The 16,766-nt window shown below is 33.9% G+C and carries 19 protein-coding genes; 6 read left to right on the top strand and 13 right to left on the bottom strand.

Going from position 1 to position 16,766, the window contains the following annotated elements; translation table 11 throughout:
- Positions 1-126: 126 nt before the first annotated feature.
- The 4 genes from folP to DFQ08_RS05015 all read left to right on the top strand — a co-directional run bounded on the left by folP (position 127) and on the right by DFQ08_RS05015 (position 3,420).
- Positions 127-954: a dihydropteroate synthase gene (gene folP / locus DFQ08_RS05030; protein ID WP_114308733.1), complete on the top strand. Its 828-nt coding sequence runs from the start codon at positions 127-129 to the stop codon at positions 952-954.
- A 4-nt stretch (positions 955-958) separates the two neighbouring features.
- A complete protein-coding gene (locus DFQ08_RS05025; RefSeq protein WP_114308732.1) occupies positions 959-1,651 on the top strand; it encodes a hypothetical protein in 693 nt (230 codons plus the stop codon).
- A 201-nt stretch (positions 1,652-1,852) separates the two neighbouring features.
- Positions 1,853-2,635, top strand: coding sequence for a diadenylate cyclase CdaA (gene cdaA, locus DFQ08_RS05020; RefSeq protein WP_114308731.1), 783 nt, complete (start codon positions 1,853-1,855; stop codon positions 2,633-2,635).
- Positions 2,635-3,420, top strand: a complete 786-nt coding sequence (locus DFQ08_RS05015; protein ID WP_114308730.1) for a DUF3667 domain-containing protein — start codon at positions 2,635-2,637, stop codon at positions 3,418-3,420. The genes cdaA and DFQ08_RS05015 overlap by 1 nt, the downstream gene beginning before the upstream one ends.
- Positions 3,421-3,519: 99 nt before the next feature.
- Here the strand turns inward: DFQ08_RS05015 and DFQ08_RS05010 are convergent, their stop codons facing one another.
- Both DFQ08_RS05010 and truA read right to left on the bottom strand, forming a co-directional pair.
- A complete protein-coding gene (locus tag DFQ08_RS05010; RefSeq protein ID WP_114308729.1) occupies positions 3,520-5,289 on the bottom strand; it encodes an ABC transporter ATP-binding protein in 1,770 nt (589 codons plus the stop codon).
- Positions 5,290-5,348: 59 nt separating this feature from the next.
- Positions 5,349-6,098: a tRNA pseudouridine(38-40) synthase TruA gene (truA, locus tag DFQ08_RS05005; RefSeq protein WP_114308728.1), complete on the bottom strand. Its 750-nt coding sequence runs from the start codon at positions 6,096-6,098 to the stop codon at positions 5,349-5,351.
- 148 nt (positions 6,099-6,246) lie between these two features.
- On the opposite strand from truA, the gene DFQ08_RS05000 reads away from it, so the two are divergent.
- Positions 6,247-6,738, top strand: a complete 492-nt coding sequence (locus DFQ08_RS05000) for a metallophosphoesterase family protein (RefSeq protein WP_114308727.1) — start codon at positions 6,247-6,249, stop codon at positions 6,736-6,738.
- Between the two features lie 18 nt (positions 6,739-6,756).
- Here DFQ08_RS05000 and DFQ08_RS16110 read toward each other — a convergent pair whose 3' ends face one another.
- Positions 6,757-6,912 (bottom strand): hypothetical protein, encoded by a 156-nt coding sequence (locus DFQ08_RS16110; protein WP_181858361.1) that lies wholly within the window; start codon positions 6,910-6,912, stop codon positions 6,757-6,759.
- A gap of 118 nt (positions 6,913-7,030) precedes the next feature.
- Complete coding sequence (locus DFQ08_RS04995; protein ID WP_114308726.1) at positions 7,031-7,441, bottom strand: DUF4293 domain-containing protein; 411 nt, start codon at positions 7,439-7,441, stop codon at positions 7,031-7,033.
- A 217-nt stretch (positions 7,442-7,658) separates the two neighbouring features.
- Between DFQ08_RS04995 and rho the strand changes: the two genes are divergently transcribed.
- The gene (rho, locus tag DFQ08_RS04990; RefSeq protein WP_114308725.1) at positions 7,659-9,383 is read left to right on the top strand and encodes a transcription termination factor Rho; all 1,725 of its coding nucleotides are present in this window, start codon (positions 7,659-7,661) and stop codon (positions 9,381-9,383) included.
- A 110-nt stretch (positions 9,384-9,493) separates the two neighbouring features.
- Here rho and DFQ08_RS04985 read toward each other — a convergent pair whose 3' ends face one another.
- The 9 genes from DFQ08_RS04985 to DFQ08_RS04950 all read right to left on the bottom strand — a co-directional run bounded on the left by DFQ08_RS04985 (position 9,494) and on the right by DFQ08_RS04950 (position 16,641).
- Positions 9,494-9,952, bottom strand: a complete 459-nt coding sequence (locus tag DFQ08_RS04985; RefSeq protein ID WP_114308724.1) for an RNA methyltransferase — start codon at positions 9,950-9,952, stop codon at positions 9,494-9,496.
- A gap of 114 nt (positions 9,953-10,066) precedes the next feature.
- Positions 10,067-11,083, bottom strand: coding sequence for a helix-turn-helix domain-containing protein (locus DFQ08_RS04980; RefSeq protein WP_114308723.1), 1,017 nt, complete (start codon positions 11,081-11,083; stop codon positions 10,067-10,069).
- Between the two features lie 68 nt (positions 11,084-11,151).
- On the bottom strand, positions 11,152-11,286 hold the full coding sequence (locus DFQ08_RS16375; protein WP_262508876.1) for a hypothetical protein: 135 nt from the start codon (positions 11,284-11,286) through the stop codon (positions 11,152-11,154).
- Positions 11,287-11,524: 238 nt separating this feature from the next.
- The gene (locus DFQ08_RS04975; RefSeq protein WP_114308722.1) at positions 11,525-11,677 is read right to left on the bottom strand and encodes a lmo0937 family membrane protein; all 153 of its coding nucleotides are present in this window, start codon (positions 11,675-11,677) and stop codon (positions 11,525-11,527) included.
- A 189-nt stretch (positions 11,678-11,866) separates the two neighbouring features.
- Positions 11,867-13,645, bottom strand: a complete 1,779-nt coding sequence (locus DFQ08_RS04970) for a CHASE3 domain-containing protein (protein WP_114308721.1) — start codon at positions 13,643-13,645, stop codon at positions 11,867-11,869.
- A gap of 3 nt (positions 13,646-13,648) precedes the next feature.
- Positions 13,649-14,092 carry a response regulator gene (locus tag DFQ08_RS04965; protein WP_114308720.1) on the bottom strand — a complete coding sequence of 148 codons (444 nt, stop codon included), beginning with the start codon at positions 14,090-14,092 and terminating at the stop codon, positions 13,649-13,651.
- Positions 14,093-14,116: 24 nt separating this feature from the next.
- Complete coding sequence (locus tag DFQ08_RS04960; RefSeq protein WP_114308719.1) at positions 14,117-14,674, bottom strand: helix-turn-helix domain-containing protein; 558 nt, start codon at positions 14,672-14,674, stop codon at positions 14,117-14,119.
- A gap of 322 nt (positions 14,675-14,996) precedes the next feature.
- Positions 14,997-15,527, bottom strand: coding sequence for a lipid-binding SYLF domain-containing protein (locus tag DFQ08_RS04955; protein WP_114309668.1), 531 nt, complete (start codon positions 15,525-15,527; stop codon positions 14,997-14,999).
- A 235-nt stretch (positions 15,528-15,762) separates the two neighbouring features.
- A complete protein-coding gene (locus DFQ08_RS04950) occupies positions 15,763-16,641 on the bottom strand; it encodes a DUF3298 domain-containing protein (RefSeq protein ID WP_147269446.1) in 879 nt (292 codons plus the stop codon).
- Positions 16,642-16,766: the final 125 nt, after the last annotated feature.

Genomic DNA, 16,766 nt, shown 5'->3' with positions numbered 1-16,766 from the left:
CTTATTTTGTTTCTCGTAAAGGAATTCCGCCTTCAGACGGGATTTCTCATTGTCATCAGATTACAAAACAACGCCAGCAAAAACACCTTTAATCTCTAGATTTTAAACTTAGCATTTTTTAACCATATGACAATAAATTGTAAAGGTCAACTCATAGATTTAACAACACCAAAAGTGATGGGGATTCTTAACGTCACCCCGGATTCTTTTTTTGATGGTGGAAAATACAAAGCTCCCGATCAGCTATTAGCGCAGGTTGAACAGATGCTAAATGCTGGTGCCACTTTTATTGATCTCGGTGGTTATAGCTCGAGGCCTAATGCAGATTCTGTTTCTGAAGCCGAAGAATTAGCTCGTGTAATCCCAGTCATTCAATTGATTTTGGACCATTTCCCTGAAACCTTAATCTCTATTGACACGTTTAGAAGTACGGTTGCTAAAGAGAGTATTAGTGTTGGCGCGGCTTTAGTCAATGATATTTCAGCTGGAAAACTAGATAACACCATGCTGGCTACTGTAGGCGCCTTAGGCGTGCCTTATGTAATGATGCATATGAAAGGAGATCCTAAAACCATGCAACAACAAACGGAATATAGGGATTTAGTCAAGGATCTATTGAGCTATTTTGCCGAACGCATCGCTGCCGCACGCCAGGAAAACATCGTAGATCTTATTATTGATCCAGGCTTTGGTTTCGCAAAAACAAGAGCACAAAATTTTGAATTGCTCAATACATTAGAATTGCTTCAACTCACCGATTTACCCCTTTTAGCAGGCCTTTCTAGAAAATCAATGATTTACAAAACGTTAAACAACACTCCTCATACAGCCTTAAACGGCACTACGGCTTTACATATGGTCGCTTTGCAAAAAGGCGCTAAAATTTTACGCGCACACGATGTCAAAGAAGCGATGGAATGTATTACTTTATATCATAATCTTATATCTCAATAACGCTATGCGCCCTCTTATAATTCTTGTTTTATTATGCTGCTTTAGCTGTAATAACGAACGTACTTTACTATTACCTGAAATTGAAAACGCCGAGGTCACCGAAGTTCTAGACGTTTCCCCTGCTTATATTTTTTATGACAAAACCCTACCCGATTCCACGCTTTTAAATCGTAAGAATCTAATTAGCACAACCAATTGGTTAATTAATGTTGATAAGCGCTTAACACTAAACCAAGCCATCCCCAAGATTGTATTAATGCAAAATAAAAAGCGTAATGCTAAAATGCATAAAAACGAAGCTGCTAAAAACTATTTTACCTGTAACGATACAAGTATTGGGAATTTAAGTTTTTTGGAGTTTACGGATGTGTATTATGAATTTACAGAAGCCACTGATCCATCTACAACTATAGCCCTTATACCACAAGAAACAAATCAGGACAGCATCGTATCTAATTACCATCTGCAACTTCCCATACAAATTAATAACTCTAATAAATTTAAAATTGTAGACGAAGTAACTGAAATGATCAATGGAACACATTCTTATTCTGAAGAGAAAAGAGTCACTGAATTTTCAATACAGCTCTATTTTGATAAAAATCTAAGTTTTCAGGATTATATTTCCGTTAAATCTCAATTTCGAGGCATTGAATTAAATCAATTTAATATAAGTTCTACCGAATACGTGTATTAAATAAAACCGTTCACCCTATTTGTTAGGTTAGCCTTAAAATCCACACAAAGAACAATACAAGAAAATTCAGTTTAACAAGTATCATCCTCAAAAGATTTTGAAGATATCTGTTTTTTATAATCACTCTGAATGCCTATAACAATCCAAGATTTTTCTTCGTGACTAAACATAAATTGTTAAATTAGCAAAAAGACGACACTTTTGGAAAACTTACAACTTTGGGATTTTAGATTTATTGACTTTGTAGATGTCTTCCTTGTGGCCATATTACTTTACTACATCTACAAACTAGTAAAAGGCACGGTTGCTATTAATATTTTTATAGGAATTCTTGTTATTTATTTAGCTTGGCGTTTAACCGACTATCTAAATATGTACATGCTTTACAGCATATTTGATGGTTTTATGAAAGTGGGGATTATTGCCCTTATCGTGGTGTTTCAACCAGAAATAAGAAAATTTCTTTTAATGGTAGGCTCTACAAATTTAGGTGGAAAACGCAATTTATTTAAAAACTTTAAATTTCTTAAAAACGACGATTCTACATCAACCGACATTGATGCCATTATTAACGCCTGTACCAAAATGGGCGCTTCTAACACCGGTGCATTAATTGTTTTAGAACGCAATAATAATTTAGATTTTTTAACCAATACCGGAGACGAAATGAACATTTTAGTCTCGCAACCTATTATTGAAAGTATCTTTTTTAAAAATAGTCCCTTGCATGATGGGGCTATTATTATTGATAACAATGTAGTGAAAGCCACCCGTGTTATTCTTCCTGTTAATAACGAAAAAAATATTCCGGAACGTTTTGGATTACGTCATAGAGCAGCGATTGGTATCACCGAAAAAACAGATGCGGTTGCTCTTTGTGTTAGTGAAGAAACCGGACAAATTTCTTATATAAAAAATGGAGAGTTTGAGATGTTTAAAAACACCGATGAGCTTAGAGAAAAAATTAAAAATGATTTAGGCTAGTGAAGTGTAAAAACTGCCAATCCGAACTCCGAGTTGCCCAAAAATATTGTGGGGAATGTGGCGCAAAAGTTATTTATAACCGCTTACAACCGAAGGCGCTTGTTCAACAAGTTAATGCCCAATATCTTTCTATTGATAATAGGCTACTACTCACCTTTGTAAACTTATTCAGACAGCCTGAAGATGTTATTTTAGGCTATATTAATGGTACCCGAAAGAAATATATTGATGTTCTTCAATATTTTACCGTAGCCTTAACCCTTGCTGGAATTCAAGTTTTTTTAATGAATACTTTCTTTAAAGACTCCTTAGGATTTAGTACAGATTTAGCCAATGAATGGTCGCTAACGGCAGCTGATTTTAAGAATAACCAAAACCTGTTTACACCAGATTACTACACAAAATACCAAGGTCTGTTTTATATTATTACAGTTCCTTTTTATGCTTTAGGGACTTGGCTCACTTACTATATTATTAATGAGCGCCATTATAATTTTACAGAGCATATGGTGATCAGCTTATACTACTCGGCCCAAACCATCATTATCACAGCCCTTACCGGAATAATTTTAATGCTCTTTGGAGTTGATTACATTATCGTTACAAGCTGCTTATCCATTCCTTTTTACGTTTATCTATTTTACATTTTAAAACGACTTTTCAAATCTACTTTTTGGGAAACTTTTGCACGGTTTATGCTTGTTATGACCCTCTTTACAATTAGCCTATTGGCACTTGTAATGGTTGTAGCCCTTGCTGTAGCTGTAATTAAGTTAATGGCTTAAACGGATTACGCAAGTACACCGAAAATATTCCGTTATGACGAGACTCATACTCTAAGTGTCGTTATGTTGAAGTGCTATAAATTTTTCTTGAAATAAAATTTAAACGGCTTCAGCTTTTAAAAACTGTACTTCATATAGATTTTTATAGTAGCCTTGCTCTTTCTCTAATAAGGATTTGTGCGTCCCAATCTCCACAATTTCACCAGCATCCATAACAATAATTTTATCAGCTTGCTGTATTGTAGCCAAACGATGCGCAATAACAATAGAGGTTCTACCTTCGGTAATTTTATCCGTCGCGTCTTGTATTAACTGTTCAGAATAAGAATCTACAGAAGAGGTGGCTTCATCTAAAATTAAAATACTTGGATTGGTCACGTAGGCTCTTAAAAATGAAATTAATTGGCGTTGCCCAGAAGATAACATAACCCCACGTTCTTTTACATTATAATGATATCCCTTGGGTAAACTGGCAATAAAATCATGAATTCCTATGGCTTTAGCCGCATTCACTACATCTTCCTCGGTAATACTTTCGTTATTTAAGGTGATATTATTTAGTATCGTATCGGCAAATAAGAACACATCTTGCAAGACCACGGCAATCTGACTTCGTAATGACGTTAAGGTCATCGCTTTAATATCGGTATCATCAATTTTAATGGTCCCAGAATTGATATCATAAAAACGATTCAGCAAATTGATAATGGTAGATTTTCCGGCCCCTGTAGCACCAACAATAGCGACAGTTTCTCCGGCATTAACTTCAAAAGAAATCCCTTTAAGTACTTCTTCATCTTTTACATAAGCAAAACGCACATCATTAAAAGAAATCGTTCCGTTAAAATGTGTAGCTTCAATAGTTCCTGAATCATCAATATTAGAAGTTGTATCTAATACTTTAAAAACACGATCTGCAGCCACCATCCCCATTTGAAGGGTATTAAATTTATTTGCAATTTGGTTTAAAGGTCTAAACAACATAGGAATAAACATCGTAAACGAGATTAAATCTCCTAAGCTGGTTTCTGGCAGCGCTGAAATGGCATCAAAACCACCAACCAAAATGACCATGGCCATTGTTAAAGACGCTAAAAATTCTGCTATTGGAAAAAAGATAGAGTTATACCATACTGTTTTTAACCAGCCTTTTTTATGACGCTCGTTAATAGCTTTAAAGCGTTTATACTCGGTATCTTCACGCGTAAATAATTGCAGGATTTTCATGCCTGTTACACGTTCTTGCACAAAGGAATTTAAGTTAGAAACCTCAGTACGCACATCTTCAAAAGCAATTTTCATATACTTCTGAAAAATTTTAGTCGCAACCAATACGATAGGCATAGTGACAAAAACGATAAGACTCAACTTTAAATTTATAAAAGCCATGAAGCCTGCCACCACAAGCATCTTTAAAATATCGCTAAAAATCATAAAAAGCCCTTCCCCAAAGATATCGGCAATACGCTCCATATCTGTAACAGCTCTTGTTATTAACACCCCCACGGAAGACTTATCAAAATAGGTCATTTTAAATTTAAGCATATGCCTAAATAATTTCACGCGAATATCTTTTACCACAGACTGGCCTAACCAACTGGCATAATAGATAAATAAGAGTTGCGAGACCACTTCTAAAATGAGCAAGCCTAACATAATGCCCATATAAACCATAAAACCGTCATAGGCTTTATTCGCAATCTTAACATCAATGGCTTCTTTAAGAATATATGGACGTAAAGCTCCAAATAAAGCCAAGCCCACAACGCAAAATAAAGAAATTACAAATACAGAACGGTAAGGCTTAATGTACTGTAGTAATCTTGCAAACAATGAGGTATCAAAAATTTTTTTTTCTTTTTCTGCCATTTTTATGCGGAACTTAATGCTATGTATTCCCCTTGCTATTTTCGGAAAATATAATGTCTTTATTTATCTATTTTAATCGTTTCGGGATACACAATTTTCACCAAATATAGGCCCTGTGCCGGTACCGAAAATCCAGCTTCACTTCTATTTTTAGAGGCAATAATACGATGTAAATCTTCAAGGTTTAATTTTCCTAAGCCAATATTTACCATCGTCCCTACAATAGCTCTAACCATATTTCTTAAAAAGCGATCTGCCGTTATGGTGAACAGCAATTGCCCGTTGTGCTGCGTCCAAAACGCCTCTTTAATATCACAATGATACGTTTTTACATCTGTTTTTGTTTTAGAAAAACATTGAAAATCCTTATACTCAAATAATATTTTACAAGCGGCATTCATCGCTTCAACATCTAAAGGTTGGTGAACCAAATACGAATAATCGTAATCGAACACATTCTTTGTTGTTGAAATTTTATAGTGATACGTTCGGCTAGTCGCATAGAACCTAGCGTGCATTTCGGGCTTAACTTCAAAAATGGAAGCTACAGCAATATCCCTAGGTAAGAAAGAATTTAACTTATAGACCAAATCCTTAGATTCAAAATGCGCCTCGTAATCAAAATGGGCAAACATTTGTGAAGCATGTACTCCGGCATCGGTTCTCCCCGCCCCCATGATTGCTATTTTAGTTTTCAAAATAGTGGATAAAGCCTTTTCTAAAACCTCTTGTACAGAAATAGCATTAGGCTGATTCTGCCACCCATGATAAGCCCTACCATTATATGAAAGTTCAATGAAAAATCGCAATAGAAATCTTACTTTTGTTGAAGTGCAAAGTTACTGTTTTAGTTGCTAATGAAAACTTAAAATACAAAGTTATCCCTTTTGGCAATTTTCAGGACATTATACGCACAAAACCGCACTACTTAATTAATTCTCAGCTTAGATTTTCAACATGAAAAAAATACTCTTATTATCCGATACCCACAGTTATATTGACGATGCCATACTAAAACATGTTAAAGCTGCAGATGAAGTTTGGCACGCCGGTGATATTGGGGATTTAGAGGTTACGGATAAAATTAAAGCTTTAAAACCCTTACGTGCCGTTTATGGTAATATTGATGGTACGGAAGCACGCGCGGAATTCCCCCTTCATAATAGGTTTATGTGTGAAGGCATGGATATATGGATCACTCATATTGGGGGTTACCCTCCTAAATATAACGCCACCGTTAAAAAAGCCTTAGCTCAAAATCCGCCCGATATTTTTATTGTGGGCCATTCTCACATCTTAAAGGTTATGCCTGATAAAAAGTTAAATCTTCTTCATATGAACCCTGGTGCTGCTGGCAAACATGGGTTTCATAAAGTAAGAACAATGTTAAGGTTTAAAATTGAAGGTAAGACTATAAAAGACTTAGAAGTGATTGAATTTGACGCATAATGTTTAGGCAAGAGACCGTTATTTTTTAAACCTTTTTATGGCATATAAACCACTTAAAAAGGCAGTACCGAAGCCAACACTCATGGCATTCTCAATGGGAAAAGAAGCCAATTTATAAAGTAAAATACTTAATAACACCGCTCCTCCAAGGTGTATTAAAACTTGTTTTTTCATTCTGAAGTATTAAAATAGTTACTATTTATAGTCCCTAATCTTGAAAGAAATAAGAACAAAAAAAAACCCAAACGGCAGCGTTTGGGTTTTTCACACTAATACTACTAAGATTTTAGGTTCATCGTAATCTATCTACAGATTTTACAAGATCTTCATCCTTTTTAATAGCCTTGTTAGCCAAGACTAAACACACAATAGAAAAAATAGGAAGAAGCACCCCAATACCTTTCTCAGAAACGTTAATTTCTCCAGATAAGCTTAGAGACTGATATACAAAGACTCCTAGTAAAATAAAGTTTAATATGATATTCAGTCGTCCCAAAACAAATTGAGACTTCCTGTGTTTAAATCTAAATATTGAAATCAAAGATAATAAAGCTGAGGCTAAAAACAAGCCTAAGGTCCAATAATTATCTAAAGCATATACTTTTTCACCCTCGCTATTGGTCCACAAATGAAACACGAATATTAAGGCTGAAGAAATTACAGCGGCTAAAAATAAATATAAGGTTTGAATGCGTTGAATCATATCTTTTACTCTAAAACGAATGCAAAATTAGGAGTTTATTTTTTAAAAAGATAGAAATTGTTTTAAAATAAAATTGTATTATTGCAATAGAAAGAACTAACACACTGACGTGCATCTTTCTAATCTTCCAAATTAATCTCACTTTTTTTCTTTTTATTTCATTTAGAAAATATTGAATTAATAATATCATAATTATAATACATTATACAACATACGAATGTTTGAAATTTCACAGTTAAAAGCTAAAAAACTTCCTGAATTACAGGAGATAGCGAAAAAACTTAACGTACCAAAATACCGTACACAAAAAAAATTAGACTTGGTATATCAAATTTTAGATTTCCAAGCGGCCAACCCTAATGATGTAAAAGCAAAGGTGGCCACAGAAGCTCCAGAAAAAAAAGAAGAGCCTCTAACAAAACCTCCTCAAAAACGTACACGAATTTCTCAGAAGTCTAAAGCCGCACCAGCCACAAAAGACACTAACGAACAGAAATCTTTAGATTTAGAGGATAAAAAAGAAGAGCCTAAAGCAGAACCACAAGAACGCAAGCCTAGAACTCGAAAGCCTGTAGAGCGTAAGCCTCAAGCTCAAAAAACGCAAAGCGATAAAGCCGTTACTACAGAAGCTTCTACAAAAGACAGCAAGCCTGCACCAAAGTCTCAAGACCAAAAGAAACCAAATCCACGTAAAGACGATAAACGCCGTTCTCAGAACAATGATAACCGATCGTCTCGTGGTAAAGATGGTAATACACACAATAGCAATTCTAAAAATAATGGCAACAAAGATAGCAGAAACCGCTACCGTGAGCCAGATTATGAATTTGACGCGATCATTGAAAGTGAAGGTGTTTTAGACATCATGCAAGATGGTTATGGATTTTTAAGATCTTCGGATTACAACTACCTTTCTTCTCCTGATGATATTTATGTTTCACAATCTCAAATTAGATTGTTTGGATTAAAAACTGGAGATACGGTTCTTGGACACGTAAGACCACCTAAAGAAGGTGAAAAATATTTCCCATTAATAAAAGTGAGCAAAATTAACGGCCAAAACCCTAATGTGGTAAGAGATCGTGTAGCTTTTGAACACTTAACTCCATTATTCCCAGAAGAAAAATTTAATCTTGCCGACAAGCAAGCTACAATTTCTACGAGAATTATGGATTTGTTCTCTCCTATAGGAAAAGGACAACGTGGTATGATTGTATCACAACCAAAAACAGGAAAAACCATGCTTCTGAAAGATGTGGCCAATGCTATTGCAGCCAACCATCCTGAAGTTTACCAAATGATTTTATTAATTGATGAGCGTCCTGAAGAGGTAACGGATATGCAACGTAATGTACGTGGTGAAGTTATCGCCTCTACCTTTGATAAAGAGGCTCATGAGCATGTAAAAATTGCAAATATTGTTTTAGAAAAAGCAAAACGTTTGGTAGAATGTGGCCATGATGTGGTGATTCTTTTAGATTCTATTACACGTTTAGCAAGAGCTTATAACACCGTACAACCCGCTTCTGGAAAGATTCTTTCGGGTGGTGTAGATGCCAATGCTTTACACAAACCAAAACGTTTCTTTGGTGCGGCCCGTAATATTGAAAACGGAGGCTCATTAACCATTATTGCGACCGCATTAACGGAGACAGGATCTAAAATGGATGAAGTTATCTTTGAAGAATTTAAAGGTACAGGTAATATGGAATTACAGTTAGACCGTAAGATTTCTAACCGTCGTATTTTCCCAGCTATTGATTTAACGTCATCAAGTACACGACGTGATGATATCTTATTAGACGATAGCACCATTCAAAGAATGTGGGTAATGCGTAAGTACTTAGCCGACATGAACCCTGTTGAAGCTATGGAGTTTATTAACGATCGTTTTAAACAAACTAGAAATAACGAGGAATTTTTAATTTCTATGAACGGCTAAACCCGGCCAAACCGTATTGTATAATGTAAAAAAACCTTGAATAGTTTTATTCAAGGTTTTTTTATAGGCTTATTTTAAGGAATCCTTTGATACATTTTGTAGGCTTAACCTTATACACGCGGTTTAGGAAGCCCTCTATCGTATAAAACAATGCTTCCGGCTACAGCGACATTTAGACTAAATTCTGAAGTGAATTTCACTAAAAAATGGCTTTTTTCAATGGCTTGTCTCGGTAAACCATGATCTTCTGCCCCTAACAAATAAACGCAGCGTCTAGGATGCTGAAAGGTTTCTAAAGGAATCGCCTCATCCGTTAATTCTACTCCGACCAGCCGTGCGCCCTTAGGAAGGTTATTAAAAAAATCTTCAAATGTATCGTAATGAAAATACGGCATTGACTTTACGGCGTTATGCGTATCACAGGCTTGCTTAGCATACCGATTACCAATGGTAAAAATAAAACTAGCCCCAAGATTTTGAGCCGATCGCCAAAGCACCCCTAAGTTTTCGGGTGTTTTTCCATTTTGAATTCCAATACCAAAGAATTCATTTGTAAAATTATCATTCATAAATCAAAAGTATAAATTTCATTTTATCTTTTGTTTATAATCAGAAAGAGGTTGTGTAAATGACCACTTATAGTGATGCAATACACAACCTCCGAACTTAGAATTTAGTATATATTATGCTGTTGCAGCTAACTTAATGTTTTGTTTGTATTCTATTGGCGAACAGTTATACTGTGCTTTAAAAATCTTAGAGAAATAACTTCTACTAGAAAATCCTAAAGAATACACAATTTCCGAAATGTTTAAATCTGTATTTTTAATTAATTCTTCAGATTTCTTAACTCTTACATATCTAATGTAGTTGTTTAAGGTTTTACCGTGCATTAACTTAAAGCCTTCTTGAACTTTAGCAGGACTAATAGAAATTTTAGCCGCAAGCTCTGTAACACTTAAGTTGGTTTCTGGGAAATTGTTAATGTAATCTGATAATTCTTTGACCTGCTTTAACTCAAAGCTAGTTAAAGATCCGGTTGGGTTTTCAGCACTTTTTAAATCGATAGAATGCTGCTCTATTTCCATAGCTAAAATGACATTCACTAAGCCTTGTATTAATAAGGTTCTTACAACACCACTTTGCTTAATAGCTTTTAATTGATTAATGCTATCTGCAATTTTTAAATTATAAGATCCGGTATAACTGTAATCTTCTGTTCTGTTTTTAATGAAAATTTCTGACACCATTTGGTTAATAGGGTGTTCTCTAGAGCTTGTTTTAGACGTATTTACAGATATGATGGCAGAATTGACGTAAACGTCTTTATAGAAGCTTATATGGTTTTCATTGGTGGTTATATTCGCCGAAATCCCAGTCTGAAATGTTTCAACCGTTTTTGTTTTGTTTGAATTTATAAAAGAGTGTGATAACTTTCCTTCTTTACAATACAAGAAATTGGCGACAGCTCTTTGTGGACTTTTTATCGCAAATTTTACATCTTCTTTAAATTTAATATCAAATTCTACAAAGATGGTATCTCTTTCTAACTCTATACCTCTAATGAATCCTTTGCCTAATCCATTATCAATATATAATTCTCCTTCATTACGCTGAGATTTAAATGTTCCTCCTATGGCACCTTTTAAAGTTTGGAACATGGCTTGCAAATTGGTGGCTTTAATATCTATAGTTTTCATGAGTATTGGTTTTTGGTTAGACTGTTAATTAAATGATGTAAAGTAATTTTTAGTATAAGTAAGGGAGCTTATACCAATTGCTTCTTTAATTTTGGGTTCTTAGGACTTGCCTCTAAATTAGAAACCCCTTGCAATGTTGGCTTCGGAAATATTTTTCCGACTCTAGCAAATTGCTTTTGGATTAGTTGTGATGAAAATTTCATAAGTAATTCGTTTTAAGTTCGATTTTGTTTTGACAAAGTAACGAACAGAAGCAGCTTAACCTGTTATACAATTCCTCAGTTTTGTTACATGATTACGATTTATTGTTAAACAAAACTTAATTCTGAAAGATTTACGGCGCTTCTAAAAATAAAAAAACCTCATATAAACACATCGTTTACAAAAGGTTAACCCTAACTACGACATTTAAAAATGTCTAAAACCTAAATTTGGAGCGTATTAAAAATTTGGAATTTTTTTACTGATGGCAATTAAAATTACAACGGCAAAAACAAGGAGCAAATGGATTTTAGAATTTAGAGAAAACACAAAATATCCGAATGCCCATGTAATGACAAGCAATACCAGAAATATGTAAAGTAGGGTTTTCATTGCGGATAAAACATTTTTTATTAAAGTTATTAGCTTTAACAAAATATATAAATCTAAAAAAAGGAGGGTGCGATAAACTTAATATGATGAGAGAGCAAAATAACTACTCACAAAGTTCTTACAAGACGTGATAAAAGGTGTTATACAATTTTCATTTTTTCTTACATGATTTCAAGAAAACCAGCAATTTTACTTTATAAAGGGCAGATAAATAGTAAAAGTAGCTCCTACATTTGGTTCACCACTAGCCACAATGACACCGTGATGATTTTCAACAATCTTTTTACAGATGGCTAGGCCAATCCCTGTACCAGAATATTCAGATTTACCGTGTAATCTATTAAACAATTCAAAGATCTTAGAAGCATAAGCTTGCTCAAAGCCAATGCCGTTATCTTTAAACACTATTTTATGATGGTATTTAAATAAGGACTTCTTAAGTAGCTTAACATCGTTAGTGAGCACTTCTGAGTGTTGGATTTCAATCACTGGAGTTACTCCTTCCCTAGAATATTTAAGCGAATTACTAATTAAGTTAATAAACAGTTGTTGTATTTGAAAGGCTACCACATCTAACATGGGTAGGGTATCACTAATAATTTTAGCGTTTTTATCTTCTATACTATCCGAAAGTTCTTGTTGGGCGTGGTCTAAGAGCTCATTCATATCGGCAGTCTTAAAATCACTTTCAGAATTATTGGTACGCGAGTATTGCAGTAAATCTTCAATAAGCATTCGCATTCTTGATGAAGACGACTTTATTTTATCTATATAAAACTGTCCTTTTTCGGATAAATTCTCTCGTTCTTTAGCTTCTATACGCGAAATAAAGGTTTGAATTTTCCGAAGAGGTTCTTGTAAATCATGACTGGCCACATAGTTAAAAGCCGATAATTCCTTATTGTTACGTTCCAGTTCTAAATTACGCTCTTCAATAAGTTTGAAGTTATTAAATTCATCTGTAACATCTAAGGTTACCCCTAGTAATTGTTTGCCTTCAAATCCATTTTCTATCAGCTTCGCATGGGCTTTTAAGTGTCTAATTTCTCCATTAGGTTGCACCACTCTATAACTTACAAAGGGTAAGGCTTCATACTTAATCATACGGTTAACCTGTTGCCCTAAAATGTTACGATCTTCTTCATGGACGTATTCAAATAGATTTTCTAGATTAGGTTCAAAACTATTAGGCTCCGCCCCCAAAAGTTTATACAAGTTATCTGAAAAATGATAGGTGTTTTCGTCAATATTCCAAATCCAAGTACCACTTTTACTTACCACCTCAGCTTGTTCTGTAAGCTTCTTAAAGACGTTTAGGTCTTCATTGGTTTCTCTTAACACCGTTAAATCTCTATTAATTTTGGCATAAGCCACAAGGAGAAGCACTAGGGTTAAAATTAAAATACCGTATAAAAATAAGGGTGTAAGTCCTAAGGCCTGTTCACTCTTCTTTTGGTTTTTGAGAAGCAATTTATTCTCATAGACCAGCATCACAGAAATATCATTTCTAATGCGATCCATTTTTATTTTACCATCATGCAATAAAACTAGTAAGCCTTTACTTAAGATGAGCTTATCTTCTGCAATATCAAAAGACTTATCAAAAATTACAAAGCGTTTAGCAATGTCCTTCTTAAGTTGCTCAAAGTTTTTACGCTGAATTTTATTCTTAACAATTAAAGAATCTAATGTTAATAGACTGTGCTCAACTTTCTTTTCACTTTGAAAGTAAGGTTCTAAAAAGATAGAATCGTGAGTTAGTAAATAGCCTCTATGCCCCAGCTCAGCGTCCTTTAGGTTAGAGATTATTTTCTCTAACTCCACTCTTAATTTGTACGTTTTTTTAACGATTTCTGTAGACTCTGACAAAGCATCAATGTGTTGGTAGGTAAAACCACCAATACATAAAATAACAAAGAGTCCTACACCAAATACAATTTTTAAAAGACTACTAGGAGTTATGAACATAGATTATAAACGTAATAAAAAGTTTTCTTTATTTAAACCACTGGTATGATACTGCCAATTGGTGGTCACCACCTCTGAGAGCACTTTCTTTAATTTCTCAAAGTCATTAGGCTTTTTAATATAAATATTGGCACCTAGAACGAAGGTTTTTTCTACATCTTCTTCTGAAGAGGAGGTGGAATAAATAGCAATGACAATATCGTTAAATTTAGCATTGGCTTTAATGTCTTTTAAGCATTCTATCCCAGATTTCTTAGGCATATTTAGATCTAAAAAGAGCAAATCTGGAAGTAAATCTGTGGCTTCTAAATGCGTCATTAATTCTATCCCATCCTTATAGGTCGATACTCTATTTTTTATTTTTAATTCTTCAAAAGCTTCCGTAAAAAAGAATCTATCATCTTCATCATCGTCGGCTAAGGCTATATTGATGTATTCCTTATTCATAGTTTCAAACGTATTTCTTCTTAATTAGTCTATTCTGCTTTCTTTCCGCTTGGCTATAATACGTTGAAAGGCTGAAGGGGTGATTCCCGTAGTGTTTTTAAATTGCTTACTTAAGTGTGCGACACTTGAATAATTTAATTTATAAGCAATTTCTGTTAGTGACAGTTCCTCATTGATTAATAAGGTTTTGGTATATTCTATTTTTTGTAAAATGACATAATTCTCAATGGACGTATAGGTCACCTCTGAAAACAGATTAGACAGATAACTGTAACTTTGATCTAGTTTCTCGGCGAGAAACACAGAAGTTTTCACATTTATATCGTTCTCTTCATTAAACACCATATCAGTAATAGCGTCTTTAATTTTCTGAACCATAATTTTCTTGGCATCCTCAATGACATAAATACCATAATCTTGAATACTTTTATTAAAAACTTCTAGCTGTTGATCAGTGATTTGTTCTAAGATCTCCACTTCTCCAAAAGCGGTTTGTTGGTATTTAAAATTGCAAGCGTTTAACTTTTCTTCTAAAAGCACGTTGCAAATTTTAGTAAAATCAAATTTTAAAAATAATTTCATTCTTTAATTTATAACATTGCGTCACTAAATGCTTGAACGCTCCTAATTCAAATTTAATATTAAATTTCGCATTAATCACTATGTTATTTTAATCAATTAATAAAATGAACTTAAATTTTTAGCAATATGTTCTACTACATCGTTGTAATATTCCTAGATCCTCTAAATTTAAATTAACTTTTGTAAGCTTTTTTACCACTTATAAAAAGCAAAAAAAGCCTTTAGCTTAAGGCTAAAAACTTTAAAAAGCTTGTGTTATGGCGTGCAAAAAGCCGATTGAAACAATCGGCTTTTATCATAATTATTGGTAAACGGTTATATCTTAAAACTCTGAATAACTAAATTTTTGTCCACCTACAGAGGCATCTGCCATAGCGCCTGCTTTAGATTTCGCAAAGATTACAACACCATCATCATAGTTTGCTTTTTTACTTGCACCTTTATCTACAATAACTGCCTTAGCTTCGGCTGAAAATTCGAAATTTTCATTTTTAAATTCATCTAAAGCCGCTTCATTTTCAAAAAAGATAACTTGAGTATACGCTTCTCCTCCAGCTTGCATCCCTACATCTAATTTTTTCATTGATGCCATTCCGGTAGCCACTCCATTTTCATATAATACTCCGTTACCCGATGCTGCCCCGACGATTAAGGCACCTTCACCTACATTAGGAAAAATGACATATCCCGAAGATTCTTTGAAGAATTTTTCTAATCCTTTATCGGCACTCTTTAAAATCATCTTTGCTTTTTTTGCGTCTTTCATTACGCGCATATCATCTTTGTTCTGAGCGAATGTAAATACCGTGGCACACATTATCATCATCGTCACTATTGTTTTTCTAATTCTCATAATTTTCATTTTATAGATTATACATTGATTAAGTGAACTATTAGAGTTCAACCGTTGTGCAGTTACTCCGTTTTCACAATGTAAAATTATGATTACAAACACATTAGATTTGACGCATTTCATTCAATCTTTGATGCGAATACTGATAAGAAAATGTTAATACCATAGCGTTAAGCCATATAAATATCTGAAAATCAAAATCTAAAAAACGTTTTATTTAAACCCTATTGCTGCTTTAAAACACGAGCGGATTCGCCTCAAACTTTTTTAATACGGCAAGTAGATCTGTTAATGAAAGCGCTATAGAATAGGTGCCGGTATAGGAAGGACAGATAACACAATCGTCAAAATAAAACTCCACATAGGTGTCATTGAGCACAAAATTATCTTTACTGAGTAAAAAATCATCCAATGAAATCTCCCAACAATCGTAGTACATATTACTGGCTAGAATTTCCTTTCTAATGGTTTTATTAATAAGACGTACCAGCTCGACTTCAGAATCTTGTAAAAAGAAATCTTTAAAGCTCATGAAGACCCCGCGTTCAAAATCAAAATTAAAAGCTTCAAAAGCATAGGTAGGATACACACTTCCGGAATAAAAATTCTCCTTGTAAAACAATACACTTACTAGCTGATTATTAACTTCATAAATTTTATAATCTATAAAGCGTTCTTCTCTAAATTTTGAAGCTTCAATACTATCGCACAATGCTCTATGTTGTAAAATATCAGTTTCTGTTTGTGCGATATTAGCATAATAGGTTTGAATAAATTGATTAAAATTTTGACTCCTCGGATACAATTGTTCACTTAAAACAGGGTAAGTAAAATTAATGGTATAATCCTTTTGCTTTATGTATTCCATTTTACTAATAATAAAAGCCTCAAGATCATGACTTTCATCCTCTTTTTCAATAAGTTCTTTTTGCTTAAGTTCAATAGTGAACGTTTTATCTAAAACTTTCATATCCTTATCCTCAAATGCTGTGGTATCCACTTTTAAAGAGTCCGATATTTCCTGAAGCGCTTCGTGAATAGCCGGTTTAGAAGTAGGGTCATTTTTACAGGAAAATAACATTATGGCGACACTAAGAATATAAAAGTATTTCATAATTTTACGGTATTAACTCTAAGAACACAACAGTTAGGCTATTTCAACTACTGTTCACACACCACCTAACAAATTCATATTAAAATAAATACAACAGACAGTATACTCTAAATTTAGAGTTTTTC

It is taken from the genome of Winogradskyella arenosi (genome assembly GCF_003337305.1).
Taxonomy (GTDB): domain Bacteria; phylum Bacteroidota; class Bacteroidia; order Flavobacteriales; family Flavobacteriaceae; genus Winogradskyella; species Winogradskyella arenosi.
Note: the sequence above shows the minus strand (reverse complement) of the source record. Positions and strands in the feature narration are given on the sequence as shown.